The 20,731-nt window shown below is 39.3% G+C and carries 21 protein-coding genes; 10 read left to right on the plus strand and 11 right to left on the minus strand.

What is annotated here, in order from left to right; all coding sequences use genetic code 11:
• Window positions 1-47: 47 nt before the first annotated feature.
• On the minus strand, window positions 48-401 hold the full coding sequence (rplS, locus tag SanaruYs_RS13990) for a 50S ribosomal protein L19 (RefSeq protein ID WP_127123208.1): 354 nt from the start codon (window positions 399-401) through the stop codon (window positions 48-50).
• A 135-nt stretch (window positions 402-536) separates the two neighbouring features.
• Between rplS and SanaruYs_RS13995 the strand changes: the two genes are divergently transcribed.
• Together SanaruYs_RS13995 and vapC are read left to right on the plus strand one after the other, a co-directional pair.
• Entirely contained in the window at window positions 537-737 is a 201-nt protein-coding gene (locus SanaruYs_RS13995; protein WP_127123209.1) for a type II toxin-antitoxin system VapB family antitoxin, read from the plus strand.
• Between the two features lies 1 nt (window position 738).
• Window positions 739-1,137, plus strand: a complete 399-nt coding sequence (vapC, locus tag SanaruYs_RS14000; protein WP_127123210.1) for a type II toxin-antitoxin system VapC family toxin — start codon at window positions 739-741, stop codon at window positions 1,135-1,137.
• Here vapC and trmD read toward each other — a convergent pair.
• From trmD to prmC, 5 genes are all read right to left on the minus strand, one after another.
• Entirely contained in the window at window positions 1,129-1,803 is a 675-nt protein-coding gene (trmD, locus tag SanaruYs_RS14005) for a tRNA (guanosine(37)-N1)-methyltransferase TrmD (RefSeq protein WP_127123211.1), read from the minus strand. The two genes, vapC and trmD, sit on opposite strands and share 9 nt — an antisense overlap.
• Before the next feature lie 30 nt (window positions 1,804-1,833).
• Window positions 1,834-2,940, minus strand: a complete 1,107-nt coding sequence (locus SanaruYs_RS14010; RefSeq protein WP_127123212.1) for a glycosyltransferase family 9 protein — start codon at window positions 2,938-2,940, stop codon at window positions 1,834-1,836.
• 75 nt (window positions 2,941-3,015) lie between these two features.
• Window positions 3,016-3,621, minus strand: a complete 606-nt coding sequence (locus SanaruYs_RS14015) for a DUF4254 domain-containing protein (RefSeq protein WP_127123213.1) — start codon at window positions 3,619-3,621, stop codon at window positions 3,016-3,018.
• A gap of 18 nt (window positions 3,622-3,639) precedes the next feature.
• Window positions 3,640-4,332, minus strand: coding sequence for an alpha/beta fold hydrolase (locus tag SanaruYs_RS14020; RefSeq protein ID WP_127123214.1), 693 nt, complete (start codon window positions 4,330-4,332; stop codon window positions 3,640-3,642).
• Window positions 4,329-5,168 carry a peptide chain release factor N(5)-glutamine methyltransferase gene (gene prmC / locus SanaruYs_RS14025; RefSeq protein WP_160118669.1) on the minus strand — a complete coding sequence of 280 codons (840 nt, stop codon included), beginning with the start codon at window positions 5,166-5,168 and terminating at the stop codon, window positions 4,329-4,331. The genes SanaruYs_RS14020 and prmC overlap by 4 nt, the downstream gene beginning before the upstream one ends.
• Before the next feature lie 26 nt (window positions 5,169-5,194).
• Here prmC and ribD point away from each other — a divergent pair, with 26 nt between their 5' ends.
• The 4 genes from ribD (at window position 5,195) to SanaruYs_RS14045 (ending at window position 9,757) form a co-directional block, all read left to right on the plus strand.
• Entirely contained in the window at window positions 5,195-6,226 is a 1,032-nt protein-coding gene (gene ribD, locus SanaruYs_RS14030) for a bifunctional diaminohydroxyphosphoribosylaminopyrimidine deaminase/5-amino-6-(5-phosphoribosylamino)uracil reductase RibD (RefSeq protein WP_127123216.1), read from the plus strand.
• A gap of 45 nt (window positions 6,227-6,271) precedes the next feature.
• Window positions 6,272-6,754, plus strand: coding sequence for a free L-methionine (R)-S-oxide reductase MsrC (gene msrC / locus SanaruYs_RS14035; protein WP_127123217.1), 483 nt, complete (start codon window positions 6,272-6,274; stop codon window positions 6,752-6,754).
• A 6-nt stretch (window positions 6,755-6,760) separates the two neighbouring features.
• Window positions 6,761-8,545: a MutS-related protein gene (locus SanaruYs_RS14040; protein WP_127123218.1), complete on the plus strand. Its 1,785-nt coding sequence runs from the start codon at window positions 6,761-6,763 to the stop codon at window positions 8,543-8,545.
• 66 nt (window positions 8,546-8,611) lie between these two features.
• Complete coding sequence (locus SanaruYs_RS14045; protein WP_127123219.1) at window positions 8,612-9,757, plus strand: pyridoxal phosphate-dependent aminotransferase; 1,146 nt, start codon at window positions 8,612-8,614, stop codon at window positions 9,755-9,757.
• An 81-nt stretch (window positions 9,758-9,838) separates the two neighbouring features.
• Here the strand turns inward: SanaruYs_RS14045 and SanaruYs_RS14050 are convergent, their stop codons facing one another.
• On the minus strand, window positions 9,839-10,978 hold the full coding sequence (locus SanaruYs_RS14050) for an acyl-CoA dehydrogenase (RefSeq protein WP_127123220.1): 1,140 nt from the start codon (window positions 10,976-10,978) through the stop codon (window positions 9,839-9,841).
• Between the two features lie 168 nt (window positions 10,979-11,146).
• Entirely contained in the window at window positions 11,147-11,854 is a 708-nt protein-coding gene (locus SanaruYs_RS14055; RefSeq protein WP_127123221.1) for a zinc metallopeptidase, read from the minus strand.
• A 574-nt stretch (window positions 11,855-12,428) separates the two neighbouring features.
• On the opposite strand from SanaruYs_RS14055, the gene SanaruYs_RS14060 reads away from it, so the two are divergent.
• On the plus strand, window positions 12,429-13,913 hold the full coding sequence (locus SanaruYs_RS14060; protein WP_127123222.1) for an ankyrin repeat domain-containing protein: 1,485 nt from the start codon (window positions 12,429-12,431) through the stop codon (window positions 13,911-13,913).
• 127 nt (window positions 13,914-14,040) lie between these two features.
• On the opposite strand, the gene SanaruYs_RS14065 is transcribed toward SanaruYs_RS14060, so the two are convergent.
• The 3 genes from SanaruYs_RS14065 to panC are packed head-to-tail and all read right to left on the minus strand — an operon-like array spanning window position 14,041 to window position 16,265.
• The gene (locus tag SanaruYs_RS14065) at window positions 14,041-15,048 is read right to left on the minus strand and encodes a lysylphosphatidylglycerol synthase transmembrane domain-containing protein (RefSeq protein ID WP_127123223.1); all 1,008 of its coding nucleotides are present in this window, start codon (window positions 15,046-15,048) and stop codon (window positions 14,041-14,043) included.
• Window positions 15,049-15,054: 6 nt separating this feature from the next.
• Entirely contained in the window at window positions 15,055-15,402 is a 348-nt protein-coding gene (panD, locus tag SanaruYs_RS14070; protein WP_127123224.1) for an aspartate 1-decarboxylase, read from the minus strand.
• A 20-nt stretch (window positions 15,403-15,422) separates the two neighbouring features.
• Window positions 15,423-16,265: a pantoate--beta-alanine ligase gene (panC, locus tag SanaruYs_RS14075; RefSeq protein WP_127123225.1), complete on the minus strand. Its 843-nt coding sequence runs from the start codon at window positions 16,263-16,265 to the stop codon at window positions 15,423-15,425.
• A gap of 127 nt (window positions 16,266-16,392) precedes the next feature.
• Between panC and SanaruYs_RS14080 the strand changes: the two genes are divergently transcribed.
• The 3 genes from SanaruYs_RS14080 to glmS are packed head-to-tail and all read left to right on the plus strand — an operon-like array spanning window position 16,393 to window position 20,518.
• Window positions 16,393-17,196, plus strand: coding sequence for a glycogen/starch synthase (locus SanaruYs_RS14080; RefSeq protein WP_127123226.1), 804 nt, complete (start codon window positions 16,393-16,395; stop codon window positions 17,194-17,196).
• Window positions 17,180-18,679 carry a DUF4270 family protein gene (locus SanaruYs_RS14085; RefSeq protein ID WP_127123227.1) on the plus strand — a complete coding sequence of 500 codons (1,500 nt, stop codon included), beginning with the start codon at window positions 17,180-17,182 and terminating at the stop codon, window positions 18,677-18,679. The genes SanaruYs_RS14080 and SanaruYs_RS14085 overlap by 17 nt, the downstream gene beginning before the upstream one ends.
• 3 nt (window positions 18,680-18,682) lie before the next feature.
• Window positions 18,683-20,518: a glutamine--fructose-6-phosphate transaminase (isomerizing) gene (glmS, locus tag SanaruYs_RS14090; RefSeq protein WP_127123228.1), complete on the plus strand. Its 1,836-nt coding sequence runs from the start codon at window positions 18,683-18,685 to the stop codon at window positions 20,516-20,518.
• Window positions 20,519-20,731 lie beyond the last annotated feature (213 nt).

The raw sequence follows: 20,731 nt of genomic DNA on the forward strand, positions 1-20,731 counted from the left end.
ATAAAAAATCCGCCTTTTGAGCGGATTTTAATGACTTTATATGAAGATTATAATCTCTCTTTGATACGGGCAGACTTACCTTGACGACCTTTAAGGTAGTTCAACTTTGCTCTACGTACTTTACCAAACTTCACAACTTCAATCTTATCGATAGTTGGAGCAGTAATAGGGAAAATACGCTCAACACCAACGCCATTAGAAATTTTACGTACTGTAAAAGTTTCTCCGTTGCCGTTTGTGCCTCTGCGCTGCATAACAACGCCCTGGAACTGCTGAATACGCTCTTTGTTACCTTCTTTTATTTTCACGTGAACGTTCACGGTATCGCCTGCTTTGAAAGACGGCATTGTCTCGCGAACCTTCGCGAATTCATGCTCTACAAGTTTGATAAGATCTGCCATAACTCGATGGTGTTTTGAAAATGGACTGCAAATGTAGGGAAAGAATCGGGATTTCGATTCTCAGACTTCAAAAATTGTCATCAAATTTATGCTTTGTGTATGATTTTTGTATTTTCGTGTGTATGACGTATTCAAATGAGGACAAATATTGACATTGACGATGATTTATTGGCCGATGTGATGGAAAGAAGCGAGGCCAAAACTAAGAAGGAAGCAGTAGAAATGGCGCTTCAGTTGTTCAGACGTATGCTCGCGCAACGCGATTTGCTTGAATTGAGGGGTAAGGTGAAGTGGGATGGTGACCTTGATGAATTAAGTGGTGCAAACACTAAATAATATGTTGCCCATTTTAGTGGATTCGTCTGTATGGATAGCTTTTATCAATAATCAGGAAAGCCGTGAAACAACATTATTGACTGACTTGCTGACGGAGGAGAATACAATATGCACCTGTCCGCTCATTTTTCAGGAAGTGCTTGATGGAATAGCAGATAACAGGGATTTTGAACGCATCAAAAAAAATTTAGAAACTTTTGATTTGTTGTATGCAGAGCCATTTACTGCAGCTATAGAGGCTGCCAATATTTACAGATTATTAAGAAAAAACGGAGTGCCAATGCGTAAATCGAATGATTGTCTTATTGCTTACTACGCGATTTTTAATAATGCGTATGTGCTTCAAAAGGATGGCAGCTTTGAACAAATTGCCAAATACTTTCCACTGAAATTACTCTAATAAGCCAGGTCGTCTTTTTCTGGTTCGTTCAATGGCCTGTTCCTGTTTCCAACTGTTAATTTTTGCTTCGTGCCCGGACAAAAGTACATCTGGAACATTCCAACCCTTGTATGTTGCTGGTCTGGAGTAGACAGGAGGTGCTACCAATCCATCCTGAAAGGAATCACTCAATGCAGAGGTTTCATCATTTAGCACACCGGGTAAAAGTCTGATGACAGAATCGGCTACGACTGCGGCAGCTAACTCACCCCCTGAAAGCACATAATCGCCAATGCTGATCTCACGCGTTATTAGATGTTCGCGTACCCTTTCATCAACCCCTTTGTAATGACCACACAACAAAATCAAATTCTCTTTCAGACTTAATTCGTTACTTACTTTTTGGGTAAGTAATTCTCCATCCGGGCTCATGTAAATGATGTCATCATAGTGACGCTTACTTTTTAAATCACTAATGCAGCGATCAACCGGTTCGATCATCAACACCATGCCAGCCCCACCACCATAGGCATAATCGTCAACCGATTTATGTTTGTCTGTTGCGTAACTGCGCAGGTCAATGATATCAACTGTTACTAATCCTTTTTGTTGCGCGCGTTTTAAAATGGAGTCGTTAAAAGGACTTTCGATGAGTTTGGGTAGACAAGTGATAATATCAATGTGCATGAAGTGGAATTACAATTTACAAATTACGATTTACGATTTTAGATTTAAAACCGACATAACTCTATTGCTTATAAGTTGAGGTGTAATGCGAGTCATGCAGGCAAAGTCACCTCGTGCGCACGTTTCTTTTCCATACACAGAGCAGGGGCGGCAAGTCAATTCTTCAGGACTTATCTGGATAATAGAATTTGCATTGCGTTGAAAGGGACCGAAGCCTACATCAGGGTGTGTGCCACCCCAGATAGATAAAATGGGTGTGCCTGCCAAAGTCGCGAAGTGCATATTAGAAGAATCTACACAAAGCATCAAATCCAGTTTTTGCATCAGGGCGATTTCTTTATGGAGTTTAAGTACACCGGCTACAATGGTTACTTGATTGGGGAACTCGTTTTTCAAGGTGTTGAAAAAATCAATTTCTTTTTGTCCGCCACCAAAGAGGAAGAAGCGATAGCTTTTTTGTTCAAGAAGTAATCGAAACAGTTTGGCGTAATTTTCAATCGGCCATATTTTAGAACGGTGCATGGCGAAGGGTGCCACACCAATCCAGGGCTCATTTTTTACAAGATTTTCCGCTTGCAGCCATTGTGCTACTTCGTTTCTTATATCGGGTTCGCTAATCAGGTGCGGGCCTGGCAAGAGTGGAAAGTTGAAACCACTTTTCTTAAATGCATCGCTGTAACGCTCAACAGTATGCGGTAAAGGTTTTGTTATCTTGTTTTCAGTTCGGGAAAATTTCTTTTTATCGCTTCTGCCTTTATCGAAGACAAGTGTGGGTGTACCTGCTAAGAAAAAAAGTGTGCGTAAAATTTTTGTGCGCAAATGATCGTGCTCATCGATCACCAAATCGAATTTCTCAGTTTTTAGTTTTCTAAATAAACGCCACAATCCACTAAAGCCTTTAAATTCCTTATCAACATCAGCTGCAATTATTTTTACGCTGGATAAATGATGAAAGAAAGAAGTAAACTTCGGTCGTGTGGCTACACTGATTTGTAACTCAGGATATTCTGCTAACAATGAGCGTAGCACAGGCACTAAAAGCACCACATCGCCCATGGCCGAGAACCGAAGTATCAATATTTTTTTTGGAAGCATTTTTTTTAAATCATCGCCTTGGTCCGTGTCTTCACGAACCACATTTTATTCAGATTTTCGGTCTGTGGGGACACAGACCGAGGAGGAGATATTTTATAATTTCAAATTTGAAATTGACTATTTCTTCTGATAAAGCATGGGGTTCAAAGAAGCATCATTGTACATCTTCATCTGCCTGTACACTTTAAATCTACGATTACCACTTCCTATATCCTCCATTAATTCATCGAAAGCCAATTGCATATCCGTTTTTTGTTCCATTAAAATATTCAGCTTTAACTGACATTTAGCGATATGCTCTGCACTGGCATCTTTACGTTCCGTCTGCTCCTGCATGTGATAGATTTTCAGCATTAAGATGCTCATCCTATCCAATAACCAAGCAGGCGTCTCAGAATTTATGCGTGTACCTGCTTTGGGTGTTACATTTTTAAAAGCCTCGAGGAAAAAGTCGTCAATCTGCTCCACACGGTCAGTGCGATCCTGGTTACTCTTGTCGATTCTTCTTTTAATAGCTAAAGCCTCAGTGGGGTTAATTTCAGGTAAACGAATAATGTCCTCCAAATGCCATTGTACTGTATCGATCCAGTTTTTATGATAAAGTAATGCCTCGAAAGAATTTACCGGATATGGATTTTGAATAGGCGCATCTACATGATCCTTCTTATGGTAATCGTCAATACTTTTATTGAAGATGGTGTAGCACTGGTTTGCACTGAGCATAAAATAATTTTTGGCAAGTTACGCAAAGAATTCGTTGAGTGCCTGACCAAGCAAGGTCAAATTTACACGTTCAATCATGTGAGGTGTTTCCTTCATGATCATAAAAGAAGCATTCGTCAATAATTTGGGGACTTCCTCACTGTGAAAACGATTAACCATGTCATCACTGTCGCCTACTGCTACGCAAGTTCGTGTGTCAATGGAGCACAATGCTTCCTCATTAAGCAAAGGTTCACGTCCTAATTCTCGCATTAAATTGGCAGTGTTCCACATCACTTCTTTCCAGTCAAGTGGTTTGTGGCGTTCTTCCAACACTTTGGCAAAAGCAGGAACTTTTTCTAGTATTTTATCGGGATTGAGTTTCTTCGTTTCGAGTGTTGCGCTTTCTTCGCTCCAATCGAATTTTGTGCCCAGTGTAAATATTTTATTAATTTTTTCTGGATGATGATGGGCCAACCATAAGGCCACATAACCACCCATGCTATAACCAAAAATGTTTACTTGTGATAAAGCATTCTCTTCCAGAAAATCAAAAACTTCATCAGCAAAAACCGAAATGCTGAATCCCTTTTGAGATGCTACTTTACCACCATGACCACTGAAATTTAAGCCATACACTTTTCTTCCTTGCGCCTCCAGCATCTGTTGAAGTGTTTCAAATTGCGAAGCCGCCCCAAGGGCTCCGTGCAGTAATAATACGGGGTAACTCATCTGCTTGCTGTTACTATTCTTTCTTTACCAAATAGATCTTTAACAATGCTTGTTTTCGTATATCCGAAACTTTCAAACATATCGCACATCATTTTACCAAGCTGCTCATTGATCTCCACAAAAATTTTTCCATCAGGGGCTAGAGCATCCAAACCTTGTCTGGCAATTTCTGTATAGAAAATTAAAGGATCAGTGTCAGGCACGAACATAGCGACATGTGGTTCGTACTTGAGTACATTATTACGCATCAGATTTTTTTCTGCATGCATGATGTAAGGCGGATTGCTGACAATAGCTGTTAAATTTTTATGTTGTGTTTTCTGTTCCAGAAAATTTACCTGATCAAAATAAACTGTTGCCTCCAGTTGATCAGCATTCTTCCGGGCAGTTGCTATTGCTTCATTGCTTACATCAAGCGCAAATATTTCTGCTCCAGGCATTTCTTTTGCTAATGTCACCGCTATACAACCGCTGCCAGTTCCCACATCTAAAATAGACACGTTTTTTTTGTGTCCATACTCCGCCACAACTAGTTCTATCAATAATTCTGTTTCGGTGCGGGGTATTAATACCGAGGCATCTACAAAAAACGTACGCCCATAAAAATAAGCTTCATTTAAAATATATTGAACAGGCTCTTCCGTGTTCACACGCTTAATGATGGCATCTAAAACTTCTTTTTGCGGATCGCTTATCTCTTGCTGTGCAAGAATGCGTGTTCTGTCTGTTCCGTAAAGCTTTTCCATAATCAAAAAGGCAATACTTTGAATCTCGTCAGAAGACTCAGGAATCGTAATTTCCTTTACAATGTTGTCGAATAATACTTTGGCGTTCATTAGTTTTGCAATACTAACGATTGTCCATGACATCTCCCGAAGTCTACATGCAACGCGCTCTTGAATTAGCCCAACTGGGTCAGGGTCGGGTGAGTCCTAACCCCATGGTGGGTTGTGTCATTGTACATGGAGGAAAAATAATTGGTGAAGGCTGGCATCAGCAATTTGGCGGGCCGCATGCCGAAGTGAACGCTATCCATTCAGTGGACGACAAAAGTTTATTGTCAGAAAGCACAGTCTATGTTACGCTGGAGCCATGTTCGCACTTTGGTAAAACTCCTCCCTGTGCCGATTTATTACTTGAACATCGCGTAAAGCGCGTTATTGTTTGCAATAAAGACACACACAGTTTGGTGGCCGGTAAAGGCATTGAAAAACTCAGGGCTGCCGGTGTTGAAGTAACGGTGGGTGTTAAAGGCGAAAAAGGGCTGCATTTGAACAAACGCTTCTTTCATGTAGTTGAAAAGGAAAGACCTTACATTATTTTAAAATGGGCAGAGACTGCTGATGGCTTTGTTGCAAAAGAGAATTACGATTCTAAATGGATCAGTAATGAATATTCCAGACAGCTCGTACATAAATGGCGGGGAGAGGAGGATGGCATTTTAGTGGGCCGCAATACAGCTGCACATGACAACCCGCAACTCGATGTGCGAGAGTGGACAGGTAAAAATCCTGTGCGAATTGTTATCGATCGCTTTCTAAAGCTTTCCGAAAGGTTACACATCATGGATGGGAAACAACCTACTATTATCTATAATGTGTTAAAGCATGAAGAACACCCTAACCTTACGCTTATGCGTATTGACGAGCAGGGTTTCTTATGGCATTTGTTGAAAGACCTGCATAAAAGAGGCATTCATTCGCTATTTGTTGAAGGAGGCGCTCACACACTGCAGTCCTTTATCAACGAGGGGCTATGGGAAGAAATACGAATTTTTAAATCTCCCAAGCAATTTAACAAAGGCATTAAGGCACCTCACTTTCATGGGAACCTTCTCCACACAGAAAACGTAATGGGTGATAACTTATATACTTATAAAAGACCAGAAATCTAAATCAGAAAATTTTAACATTTAGCTTCTAAACTCCAATTCCAATACATGGCCGAAGAACTCATTGTCGCACAAAGTGCTGATAAAGCTGAAAAATACAAAATACTTGTTCCTCAAATAGAAGCCTTGGTGCAAGGTGAAAATGATGTTGTTGCCAATCTTTCTAATGTAGCAGCAGCATTAAAGCAAACCATGAACTTTTTCTGGGTTGGTTTTTATTTAGTAAAAGATAATCAATTGGTATTAGGGCCCTTTCAGGGACCAATTGCCTGTACGCGCATCAATTTCGGTAAGGGGGTGTGTGGCGCCTCGTGGAAAGAGAAGAAAACAATTGTTGTTCCTAATGTAGATGAATTCCCAGGTCACATTGCCTGTAGTTCAGCTAGCAAATCGGAAATTGTTTTGCCCGCTTTTAAAAATGCCGAAGTTGCTTTAGTGTTAGATGTTGACAGCGATGAGCTTAACGACTTTGATGAGACTGATGCAAAGGCCTTAGAGCAAGTGATGCGTATCGTTGAAAAATTCCTTTAATTTTTCATGACGACTTCTAAGAGACTGCCCATATATGCGCAGCGTAAAAAAGATTTCCTCCATCAACTTGCTGTAAAGGAAAAAGAGATTGCGCGCATCGCTGTGTTCAGGTTACTGGCAGGTCTTGCTATAGCGGTTTGCATTTATTTATCTTTTAAAGATCAGTGGTTTATTATAGCAGTTTTCGGGACTGTCTTTGTTTTTGCCTGGTTGGTGCGACTGCACAGCAAACTTTTTAATGAAAAGGTAATCACCACCAATTTATTGCGCATCAATGAACTGGAGTTAGCTTCTGCAAAAGGTGATTTCAGTAAACAAGAAACAGGATCAGCCTTTACAGACACACATCATGTGTATGCTTATGATTTGGATATTTTTGGAGAAGGTTCACTTTTTCAATTTATCAATCGCGCAGCAACACATTCTGGTAAAAAGCAATTAGCAACACGTTTAAAAAACCCTTTAACGTCAATTGATAACATTGTAAAACACCAGGAAAGTAGTAAAGAGTTAAGTGAGTGCATCGACTTGCGACAAAAGCTTCAGGCAGTTGGCATGAACTCACTAGAGACAGCAGAAAGCAGAACACAACTATTGGATTGGTTACAACATAAGCCTATGTTGCCCAATAAAAATATCTGGCGTGTCTTATTAATGGTTATACCTGCGCTAACCATTGCGTTGGTTGTTGCTGCTTATTTTTCTTCAGCCTTCAAACCTTTTGCAAGTTTATTAGTCTTTTCGCAACTGGTGCTTATTGGTGTTTACTTTAAACGCACTACGGCTTTTCATGATTATGTAAGCAGAAAGCATACGATCCTTAAACAGTATGCATCTTTGCTTAGGGTTTTTAATCTTGAAAAATACAACGCAGCTCATTTACGTGATTTATCAGGTATAACGCATGAAGCAGAAGTGAAAATCACAACGCTTGCTTCGCTTTTAACTGCTTTGGATGCACGGTTAAACTTCATGACTAACATTGTAGTGAATGGTTTACTGCTTTATGATTTACAATGTGTGTATCGATTAGAAAAGTGGAGGGAAGAAAATGGTGAGGCGTTAGCGGGCTGGTTAGATGCCCTAGCGGAAATAGAAGTAACAAATAGTTTGGCAACTTATACCTACAACCATCCACATTATGCTTTTCCTGCTTTTAGTGAAGTACAACATATAAAAGCTGAGGCTTTAGGGCATCCTTTACTTGCTGAAGATGTTTGTGTCAGCAACGACTTTCGTGCAGGTGATCCGCAAAGTGTTCTGCTGATTACTGGTGCTAACATGGCTGGTAAAAGTACCTTCTTGCGTACGTTGGGTATTGCCATGGTGTTAGCTTATAACGGAGCCCCAGTGTGTGCCAAAAGTTTTTCGTGCTCTGTTATGCATTTGCGTACAGGTATGCGTACAGCCGATTCGTTAAAAGATCAGCAATCTTATTTTTATGCTGAGCTCAACAGACTCAAATCCATTACCGAAGAACTCAGAACTAAAAAGCCTTTACTGATTTTGCTGGATGAAATTCTTAAAGGCACAAACTCAACTGATAAACAAGCTGGATCAATGGCGTTGGTGAAACAATTGATTGATCAACCTTGTCTTGCCCTGGTGGCCACACATGATCTGGCGCTTGGCGTGCTGGAAGAAAAATTTCCAGAACAAGTTAAAAACTATCACTTTGAACCTACTATTGAGAATGATGAACTCTCCTTCGATTATAAATTGAAAGAAGGTATAGCTGAAAAAATGAATGCTACTTTCTTAATGAAGAAGATGGGCATTATTCCAAGTTAGCCTTACGGATAATTCTACTTGTATTTTCTTGGCGCAAAGTGTACCTTCCTTATCAAATGTATCGGTATGGAAAATGTATCACGCAGAAAGTGGTTTAAATCAGCAGCAGGTTTAACAGTAGGTTTTGTTTCAATTCCTGCACTTGTAGACCAATTAATGGCTGCGCCAGTCAGCGAAGCTGAGCGGCTACATACTTCATCAATTTTAAAAGATGGCATTGTCAGATTGGGGTCAAATGAAAACCCTTACGGCCCATCACCCAAGGCGCGTGAGGCTATTGTTGCATCATTAAACGAAGGCAATCGATATGCCTTTGAAGCAACTACTTCATTTAAAAAATTCCTTGCCCAAAAAGAGGGGGTAACTCCTGATCATATTATGATTGGCAATGGTTCGAGTGAATTACTTTGTGTGGCTGGAATAGGCGTTGGCTTAGAAGGTAAACGTGTGGTATCACCTTTTCCAACTTTCCGCTTGCTTATGGATTTTGCTGAAAGAATGGGTGCAACCTGGGATCGTGTTGACGTGAATGGTAAACTGGAATTGGATTTAGAGAAGATAGCTTCAGCAGTACGTTCAGATACAAGAATGATTTTTCTGGTTAACCCAAATAATCCAACGGGAACCCTAATCGATTTTAACGCTTATCAGAATTTCTGTGAAGAGATGGCGAAGAAGACTACGGTTTATTCTGATGAAGCTTACCTCGAGTTTGTAGAGCCATCGCAACAGCGAAGTATGGTGGAGTTAATTAAAAAGGGAAGTGATGTAATTGTATCGCGCACTTTTTCAAAAATATACGGTTTGGCTGGTTTGCGTTTGGGTTATGTTATTGCGCAACCTGATCGTATTAAGCAGATGAGTAAATATCAGATGGGTGGTGGTATTAATATTAACCAGGCTGTGTTGGCTGCTGCTAAAGCTTGTGTTGATGATACTACCTTTATGAAAATGACTAGAGAGAAAAATGCTACAGCCCGTAAAGTGCTGGAAGATTATCTGACAAAGAGGAATATTTCTTTCGGGAAGTCGCACATTAACTTACTTTTCTTTCCGGCACCTGTTGATGGCAAAACTATTTTAGCACAGACTGAAGAAGCAGGCTATCAAATTAGAGTGTGGGATTATGCCGGTAAAGAATGGTGCCGTGTAAGTATTGGTACACAGGAGGAGATGCAGGGTTTTGTAACGGCTTTGGATAAGATATTATGATTTCAAATTTGAAATCAATTAAAAAGCCCGGAGTTAACTAACTGCCGGGCTTTTTAATTTGAAATTTGAAATTTTGAATAATTATTTAAGCAACTCTCTTGAGATCACCATTTTCTGAATCTCAGTAGTGCCCTCGTAAATCTGTGTGATTTTTGCATCGCGCATTAAACGCTCTACATGATACTCTTTTACATAACCATAACCACCATGTATCTGCACAGCCTCAGTTGTTACTTCTTGTGCAATTTGAGATGCAAATAATTTCGCCATTGAAGCAGCCTTCACAAAATCTTTCTTCTCATCCTTCAAATAAGCAGCTTGCCATAAAAGCAAACGTGCTGCATCAATTTTAGTAGCCATCTCTGCTAACTTAAATTGTATAGCCTGATGCTCCGATAGTTTTTTGTTAAAGGCCTTTCTTTCTTTAGCATAGCTTAAAGCCAGTTCATAAGCACCGGATGCAATACCCAAAGCCTGTGCTGCGATACCAATACGCCCTCCGTTAAGGGTTGTCATGGCGAAAGTGAAACCAAAACCATCCGCACCAATACGATTTGCTTTCGGCACTTTCACATCCGTAAACATTAATGAATGTGTATCAGAACCACGAATACCCATCTTGTCTTCTTTCTTACCTACTACAAAGCCTGGCATTCCTTTTTCAACTATCAAGGCATTGATACCCTTATGTCTTTTATCGGCATCCGTTTGAGCGATAACAATGTACACACTTGCAGTACTACCATTGGTAATCCAGTTTTTAGTGCCGTTTAATAAATAGTAATCGCCTTTATCTTCAGCAGTAGTACGCTGGCTGGTAGCATCCGACCCTGCTTCTGGTTCTGAAAGACAGAAGGCACCGTGAATTTGGCCGGCTGCCATTGGTTTCAAATACTTTTCTTTTTGCTCTTCAGTTCCAAAGGTTTCAATTCCCCAGCATACTAATGAGTTATTCACCGACATTACTACAGAAGCAGAGGCATCCACTTTAGAAATTTCTTCCATGGCCAATACGTAAGAAATAGTGTCCATACCACCACCGCTGTATTTGGGATCCACCATCATGCCCATAAATCCGAGTTCACCCATTTTTTTGATTTGGGCAGCTGGGAATTTTTGATGCGTATCTCGTTCAATTACCTCAGGTAATAATTCAGTTTGGGCGAAATCGCGGGCGGCTTGTTGCACAGCTATTTGCTCTTCGGTCAGTTCAAAATTCATAGCATTCTCAATTTGTCTCTTTAACAACGATTTTCCGTTTCGGTTTTCTTTACTGATTTGGCTGAGGAGACCATTTGCAGCAAAAAAGCGGCCCCGACATTACTGTCGAGGCCGCAAAAATAATCAGTATTTTCAGGTAACAAACGTTAGCATAACGTTTGCAGTGAATTAATCATCGCGATTTGCTCCTAAGAACATCATAACATAGTAAAGTAGGGTAGTTACTGCACCTACTGCCGCAACTACGTAGGTCATGGCCGCCCATTTTAAGGCATCTTTTGCCATGTCATGCTCCTGGCGGGTTACAATACCACGGGCATCAACCCATGCTAAGGCACGCTTACTTGCATCAAATTCTACTGGTAAAGTGATTAAGGCGAAGAGGGCAAATACTGCGTAACACACAATAATAATTAACAATGCCGTGTTAATAGGCAAAAAGCTAGAAGCCGTAAAGGCACCAAACATCATGGCCATCATTACAAAGTTAATCACCTTGCCGCTAACGTTTTGTACAGGCACCATTGCTGAACGCAATTGTAAAAAACTATAAGCTGTGGCATGTTGCACTGCATGGCCACATTCGTGAGCCGCTACGGCAGTAGCCGCTGCATTGCGTCCATGGTATACTTCCTGGCTTAAGTTAACTGTCTTGTCCATTGGATTGTAGTGGTCAGTCAGTTGTCCGTCCACACAAATCACCTTCACATCCTGAATACCACTGTCGACTAACATCAGACGTGCAATTTCCGCCCCTGTTAAATTCTTTGTTAGCTGAATCTGTGAATATTGCTGAAACTTACTTTTTAGACGGCTGCTTACGATCATACCGATGACCATGAAGAACACTCCGATTATTAATGCGCCAAATCCCATAGTTGTTTGTTGATTTTCTGTAAATCTCTTAAGAAACAATCAACACACCAAATCTTTAAAAGTGACAAAAAGACATGATTTATTAGGCGTAATTTAATGGTTTTTAGTTGCTTAGGCATGGCCGCTCTCTCATCCAGAAAGTATTGGAGTAGTTAACTAACATCCTAAAAAAATCCCCTGACATAGTGTCAATCTTTTTTTCTTTAATATAAGAAGCCTCAAATGTAAATTGTGCCAGTTGTATAAGATAGACGTTCGAATTTTGGATCCCAGTCTGCTATAACTGATTGAAATAGCCAATAACTTATTTTTCCCGAAAACTAGTTTTCTTTAGGAAACCCGGTTTTGAAAATGTTTAATGTAAGAATTTTATTGACAGCTTCCCTGACGTTTGGTTATGGGATTGATCATTTAGAGGGTAGGATAAGGCAAAGTAGACCGTGGTTACTGATTTATACTTAAACATTTCAAGCCAAACACTAGACAGTTACCAATGGCTTTCTTATGATATTTTGATTAATTTTTTTGCTGATGATTATTAAAATTTTTGTTACAAAGTAGAGTTAAAATACCAATGTATAAAAGTTTAGACAATGTAATACGCAAGACAGGGAGTGAAGAGGAATGGATTAGTAAACTAAAAAACATAAAGGATTATAATGTTTTGGATAGCGAAGGGAATTCCCCATTAACACTTAGTGCTTATTATGGTTACTTAGACGGTTGTAAATATATCATAAACAATGGTGGAAATGTTGATTTTGTTGATAAATACTGTAGAACACCTTTACTATGCGCGACTACGAGCCTTACTATCAGTTCAGGAATAAGTCTATTTGAAAGAGTTAGAGACATCGTTTACTTTCTAATTGAACATAACGCTGATGTAAACAAGGTGGGCGAAGATGGGGTATCTTCGCTTATGAACACTTTAGATAATTATTGCACTGACATAGCCGTTACTTTAATTAAAAAGGGAGCTCATGTCAACTCTCGTAATAAGTGGCAAATGACACCATTAATGTATGCTAAAGGCATAGATATTAACATATATCAGGAATTGATTGAAGCGGGGGCTGAGATCAATGCAGTTGATGAACTGGGTCGCAATCCTCTTTATCATGCGCTCTACGATGCGCAGGAGGAATTCAAAAAAAACAACGAATCAATTACCAGTCTTTTATTAAGGCAGGGAGCCAATATTAATACAGGTGATTCTAGCAGAGGAGATACCCTTCTGCATGTAGCTGCATCGAAAGGGCATGTAAACTTAATTAGCATCCTTTTGAATTCCGGCCATAAATTAAATGTCCAGGATAAAGAGGGAGATACCCCCCTGATTAAGGCATGTAAGATGAATAAGATCGAAGCGGTTAAAAAATTATTAGAACATGGTGCTGATTTATCATTGGTGAATGAAAGAGGGGAAAGTGCTATGACACATGCTGTTAGCAACATTATATATAATGGAGATAATCAATTAAAAGAAATATTAGTCGAATATGGAGCTGCGGCTCCAAAAATATTAGGAGATGTGGATGTAGATGAGGTAAATGAAAATGGGGATACTGCGATAATACTCGCGAGTGAAGTGGGACCCTTGGAAAAATTAAAAAAGCTCATAAGTAGAGGTGCTAATGTCAATCATCAAAATAAGGAAGGTAAAACGGCTCTTATGCTGGCATGTTGTAGTGCTGGTGAAGAAAAAGTAGAATTGCTCTTAAAAAGTGGAGCTGATATAAACATTCAGGATAATTATGATAAAACTGCTTTAATCTATTTAATGGACAAGAACTATTATGGAGATAGTCACAGGAAGAAATTTAATTTTTTATTAGAGGCTTATGATATCAATGTAAACCTGCAGACAAGATCTGGTATGACTGCATTAATGTATGTATGCAGACAAACATACTTAGAGCATGACTATATAGAAAGATTAATAAAAAAGGGAGCCAAGGTAAATATCGAAACCAAGAAAGGGAAAACAGTATTTTCTTTTGTAAAAAATGATTTTAATCTCAAAGAACTCAAAGCGCTTTTGTTAAAATATGATTAGGAATAACTGCTGTTAACATGCCCTACGTATTTTGATCAATCTCATAGAGGTGAGCCTGCCAGTTCGTAGCCGTTTCGGCAAAAGCAGGACAATAAAATGGCTTAACTAAACGAAATTGAAGCGTGATTTATGGTTTTTTAGCCAAGAGTGAGCTACTGATCAGGGCAATCACCCCGGCAACAATCATAATAAGGGTTTGCCAGGCATGAAAGACAAAGACAAAGGCCGTAGCATCACTGATGGTGATAGCGTACAGAAAACTAACTCCGGCTGGAACCAGCGTATGGTAGGCACCCGCACCACCAGGAAGAGGAGCAACCATGGCAATAGCGCCTAAAGCAAAAATGCTTAACACCGCCCCGAGACCGAGTGAATCGGTAGCGGGAAATGCAAGCATGACTACGTAGCTCATGACAAAATACAGCAGCCAAATCGCAATAGAATAGCCAATAAAGAGTAGAGGGCGTTGTAACTTTAAGATGGAGAGCAAACCTCCCCTAAAACCAAGAAATATTTTGTGAAACCATGCCTTTACTTTTGGTCTTCTCCAAAGTATCCAAACCAATACGCTAAAAAGCACTACTGCAATGGCTAATAGAATCAATAGCTTTTCAAAATTAGATCCACCACCACCCAACGGCAATGAATTAATAAAGGCAAAAAGCCTGTCGGCCTGCAACAAAAAAGTAACAGCCAACACAGCTAACAGACATAACACATCAATGATGCGCTCCATTACTACTGTGCCAAGTGAAACTTCAATAGAGGTTTTGTTGAGCTGTTGAATATTATAGCAGCGACTGATTTCACCACCACGTGGAATTACCAGGTTAACTAAATAGCCAATTAATAATGAAAGAAATGACTGATGCAAAGTGGTATTACTTCCGGCAGAGACGAGCAACATTCGCCAACGCTCCGCACGAATTAAATGACTGATCATGGAAAGTCCAGCCATTAATAACAACCAGCCTTTATCAGAAAGTTGCCAGGTTTTATATAAGTACGACCACTTATCCTGTAAAGTATTTTCTGTGCCTTCTACGCGAATACCACGCAATGAAAACCAAACCAAAAAAACAGTTGCTCCCAGTATTAATAAATATTGAAATACAGAACGGAAGCGTTTTGTCATAACAGACTAAGCTAGTTTATTATCTGGTGTTGGGAAAACTAACGTTGGTTTAAATTGCTTTGCTTTTTCAAACTCCATTTGGGCGTACGAGAAAATGATCACCAAATCACCCACAGCAGCTTTACGCGCAGCTGGGCCGTTTAGACAAATTTGTCCGGAGCCACGCTCGCCTTTGATAACGTAGGTTTCTAAACGCTCTCCATTATTGACGTTCACCACAGTTACCTTTTCGCCTTCAATAAAGTTGGCAGCATTCATCAGGTCTTCATCAATGGTAATACTACCAACATAGTGAAGTTCTGCTTGTGTAAGCTTTGCACGATGAATTTTAGATTTTAAAACTTCTATTAACATACAAGAAAAATCGTTTTGTTTTAGAGCAGGATGTTATCGATTAAACGAACATCACCCACGAAACCCGCAATGCAAAGCACAGCGTTATTTGGTTCTTCAACGCTATTTAATGAAGATAAGTTTTCACGATTGGCCAATTGTAAATACTCGAGGCGTAACTCTGAATCTTGCTCAATTTTATTTTTTATGAATGGAGCGATTTTATCAAGTCTTTCGCCTGCCTCTAATCTTGCCTTACAATCTAATAGAGATTGGTAGAAAACTATTGACTTACTCCTTTGATCCTCGGTAAGTCGTTGGTTGCGTGATGACATTGCCAAGCCATCCTTTTCTCTTAGAGTTGTAATAGGATGGAGCTGAATATCGAAATTTAAATCCTTTACTAATTGATTAATTATGGTAACCTGTTGCCAATCCTTTTGACCAAAAAAAGCATGATCAGGTTCTATGATATGAAAGAGTTTAGAAACTACAAGGGCGACACCACTAAAATGGCCTGGTCTGAACTCACCCTCCATAGTTGTTCCCAATGATCCAAAATCGAAATGCGTATTGCTGGGATGAGGGTAAATTTCGTCAGCATTTGGTGCAAAAAGCGCATCACATTTTGCTTCCTCTAACAGTTTAATGTCCTCTTCAATATTCCGCGGATACTTTTTTAAGTCATCGGCATTATTGAATTGTGCGGGGTTTACAAAGATGGAACAGACCGTAAAACAGCCCAATTTTTTTGAAGCTTCAATGAGAGAAAGGTGCCCTTCATGCAAAGCGCCCATGGTTGGAACAAAACCAATAAGAAAACCGGCTTTATTCTTTTCCCGTAAAAAGGCCCTCAGTGGCTTTATTTCGCGGAAAATCTCCATATGGGGCTGGTTTTAAAGGGCGCAAATATAGGCTTATTTAGAACTTATCTTGAACAAGGGGCCCTTTTTTTGTACTTTTGTACCTCAATTTCCCGTTCTGGTACGTGTTGTAATTAAATAGTGTAGTATGTCAAAAATTAGAATCCTATATGTGGCTAGTGAGATTAATCCTTTTTTGCAAACCTCAGAGGTTGCTGACTTTGTCCGCAAGTTACCTCAGGCTATGCAAGAGAAGGGTATGGAGATCAGGATTCTGGTGCCGCGTTTCGGCATCATTAATGAGCGTAAAAACAGACTTCACGAAGTTGTCCGTTTATCAGGCATAAATATTCCCGTAGGCGATGAAGAGAAACCCCTAATTATTAAGGTGGCTTCAATTCCTAATGCCAAGTTGCAGGTTTACTTTATTGATAATGAAGATTATTTCCATCGCAAATCTGTTTTTCATGATAAGGAAAATAAGTTTTATGCCGATAACGATGAGCGTGCCATATTCTTTTGTAAGGGCGCCATTGAAACTGTGCGTAAATTAGGATGGTCACCTGATATTGTTCATTGCAATGACTGGATAACCAGTTTTATTCCTTTGTATTTGAAAACAACTTATAAGAATGATCCGTTGTTTAAAAATGCAAAAACAGTTTTCACCATATACAATAATAGCTTCACTCATAAGTTTAATGAAGATATTATGGACAAAGTGAAAATGCTCGACATCGAGGATGCAATGTTAGGTTCGCTTAAATCAGCAGACTTTGAAGGATTCATTAAAATGGGAATGGAGTTTTCGGATGCAGTAATAGTTGCAGGAGAAAACAAAAAACTTGATGATCTCTTCAAAACGATGAAAGAGAAGAAAGTAGAAACAATAGGTAAAGATCAAGATTACACCGAATCATACTTCAATTTATATAATGAACTTGTGGGTTAAACGTATAGCGCTGGGACTGTCTGCAGTCGTGGCGCTATTTCTTTTTGCGTGCCTGGATGATGAAAGCATACTAGGTTTCAGAAATCAAAATCAAAAATTTAAAGTCTCATACATTGAAATTCCGATTGAGTCGAGTGTATTACTCTTCGATTCGTTAAGGACATCAAATTCTATTAATGACCCAGTTAATAGACTACTAGTGGGAAGTTACGAAGATCCTGTTTTTGGTCGCATTACAGCGGAGGCTTATGCACAAATGCGGCCTTCTAACACTGGCAGAGCCAAGGAGACTGGGGCTGTATTTGATTCTGTCACAATGCATTTGCATTTGGATTTATATAATTATGGCGGCTCATCATCTAGCGAGGAGTCATTTACCATTCACAGACTGACAGAGATGATGAGTTTTAGGGGTGGCAATGATTATTATACTAATACGTCTGTAGCTTATGATCCTATACCGCTAGGCACAGGTAGCGAGATAATAAAACCAGCGCTCTTCAATGAAGAATTAGATGATTTTACTACTGCAGATACTATTATAACTACCGATGTAAGGCTGAACGATGAATTTGGACTTGACCTTTTTGATAATTGGGATATAACCAAAAAGAGCTTTACTGACTTTGATGATTTCTCAAAAATTTTCAAAGGGTTGGCTATAGTTGGGAACAACAATAGTAAGGTGTTTGGTATATCTTTATCGGACTCCACACGAGTTGCGCTTCACTATCACACAGCTACCGATACTTTAGTACTTAATTATTACATTTCTTTTGTGCGTGACGTGCCTAAACTTGGATTAGCGTCAACATCAAAGATTGTTGCTGAACGCAATACATCGTCACTTGCCGGGCTAACCTCACCCTATGCTGAATTTACACCAGCAAATCCTAATAAATTATATATTCAATCTGGCGTCCCTGTTGTAACTAAATTGAATTTTTCTAAATTTTTAGAGTTCTGTGACACTATTGAAAATCTTGTAATCAATTCAGCAGAGTTATCTATTGGAAGTATAGACGAGCCTCAATCATTCAGGCCACCGCAATCGCTATATCTACAGTTGATAGACAATACTAACCGACTAAAGCGCTATGATGGATCAAAACAAGATAGTCTTGATCTGATATTTTACAATAACAAGGTTAGGTCATTATCAACTGCCCTCTCAGCAACTGAAAACACATCCAGAATAAGCAAGTCAAATACTTTGGGTGTAGTTGAAGACAGACAAGATCGTTTCGCTCAACTTAGTTATAACAGCAATACGAAAAGTTACAATAGCTTCATTACGCTGTTCATGCAAGAACTTATTGAACAAGAGTCAAATGCAGATCTCAATATAACAAAGTCAAGATTCACCAATTTTGCACTCTATCCGGGAAATCCATTTGCTGCTAAAAGTATTAACAGGATTTCTTTTAATAAAGAAAACCTCAAGCTTAAAATTTTCTATACTACTCCAACTCAAAACGATTAATTTATGTGCGGCATAGTTGCATATGTGGGCCAGCGTCAAGCAGCCGAAATAATTATTAAAGGATTAAAAAGACTGGAGTATCGTGGATATGATAGTACTGGCATTGCTCTCTTAAACAAAGGTCTTAACGTATATAAAAAGAAAGGTAAGGTTGCGGAGTTAGAGTCTTTTCTTAAAGACAAAAATCTCAATAGCACTATTGGTATGGGACACACACGTTGGGCTACACATGGTGAACCCAATGATGAAAATGCACATCCACATTATTCCGCTACAAAAAAACTTGCCATTATTCACAATGGTATTATAGAGAACTATGGCTCGCTAAAACAAGAACTCATTAGAAAGGGTCATGTTTTCGAAAGTGAAACAGACACAGAAGTCTTTATACACTTTATTGAAGATATTAAGGAGAATGAAAAATGCTCTTTAGACGAAGCCGTAAGACTTGCATTGACTAAAGTTGTAGGTGCCTATGCTATAGTCGTTATGTCCTTAGAAGATCCGAATCTTTTAATTGCAGCTCGCAAAGGTAGTCCGTTGGTAATTGGTGTTGGTAAAGACGAATTCTTCATGGCTTCTGATGCTACTCCTATTATTGAGTACACTAATGAAGTTATTTATCTGAATGATCAAGAGATTGCTATTATCAATAATGGAAAATTGACAGTAAAGAATACAGCTAATCTTCCATTAACACCCTATGTGCAAACAGTAGACTTAGAACTTGAGGCTATTGAGAAAGGTGGTTACGACCACTTCATGATTAAGGAAATTTTTGAGCAACCACGCTCCATCCATGACTGTATGCGTGGCAGATTGGATTCTTCTACAGGCCGCCTCATCCTAGGTGGTTTGCGTGAGTATATTAATAAATTGGTTAACGCAGATAGAATTGTAATTGTTGCTTGTGGTACCTCATGGCATGCAGGATTAGTAGCTGAGTACTTCTTTGAAGAGTTCTGCCGAATACCAGTTGAGGTTGAATACGCGTCAGAATTTCGTTACAGAAACCCTGTTATCCGAGAGGGTGACGTTGTGATTGCCATTTCACAGTCTGGTGAAACAGCCGATACTTTAGCCGCAATTGAATTAGCAAAATCGAAAGGGGCTATTATTTTTGGTGTGTGTAATGTTGTAGGCTCTTCTATACCTCGCGCTACGCATGCAGGTGCATATACACACGCAGGTCCTGAAATTGGTGTTGCGAGCACTAAAGCATTTACAGCACAGCTTACCGTGCTAAATATGATTGCATTGAGTGTGGCGCACAAGAAAGGAACAATAACTGAACAGAAGTATCATGAGATGCTTACTGAGATGGAAAATATTCCTGCTAAAGTTGAAACTGCTTTAAAACTGAATGATCAAATTAAAACCATAGCCACTGAGTTTAAAGACTCACGCAACTTCTTGTACTTAGGTCGTGGTTATAACTTCCCGGTTGCCTTAGAGGGTGCTTTAAAACTAAAAGAGATATCGTACATCCATGCTGAAGGTTATCCGGCCGCAGAGATGAAGCATGGCCCTATCGCCTTGATTGATGCTGAAATGCCTGTTGTGTTTATTGCAACTAAAGATAGCTCATATGAAAAAGTTGTCTCTAATATACAGGAGGTAAAAGCACGAAAAGGAAGAGTTATTTCAGTTGTAACTGAAGGAGATACAATCATTCCTAAAATGTCTGATTATGTTATTGAGGTTCCTGCTACTATAGATTCTCTAATGCCTTTAGTGTCCGTAGTACCACTTCAGTTACTCTCTTACCATATTGCTGTTATGCGTGGATGTAATGTTGACCAACCAAGAAATCTCGCGAAGAGTGTAACAGTAGAATGATGTGAAGATTTGATAACTAGAAGACCTGCCTAGTTAATAATGTTTTAGAAAACAAAATTATGACTAAGGTTTTTTTTAATTCCTAAAGGTGACTGGCTATTATCCTGTTCCATGCAAGTATGAGTAATCAAAATAATAATTCCATTAAGTAGCAACAGCAATCTGCCAAAAGCTAATTTTACCGTTATCTTATTTACAAAACTTAACTCAATT

The sequence above is a fragment of the Chryseotalea sanaruensis genome, assembly GCF_003990915.1.
GTDB lineage: Bacteria > Bacteroidota > Bacteroidia > Cytophagales > Cyclobacteriaceae > Chryseotalea > Chryseotalea sanaruensis.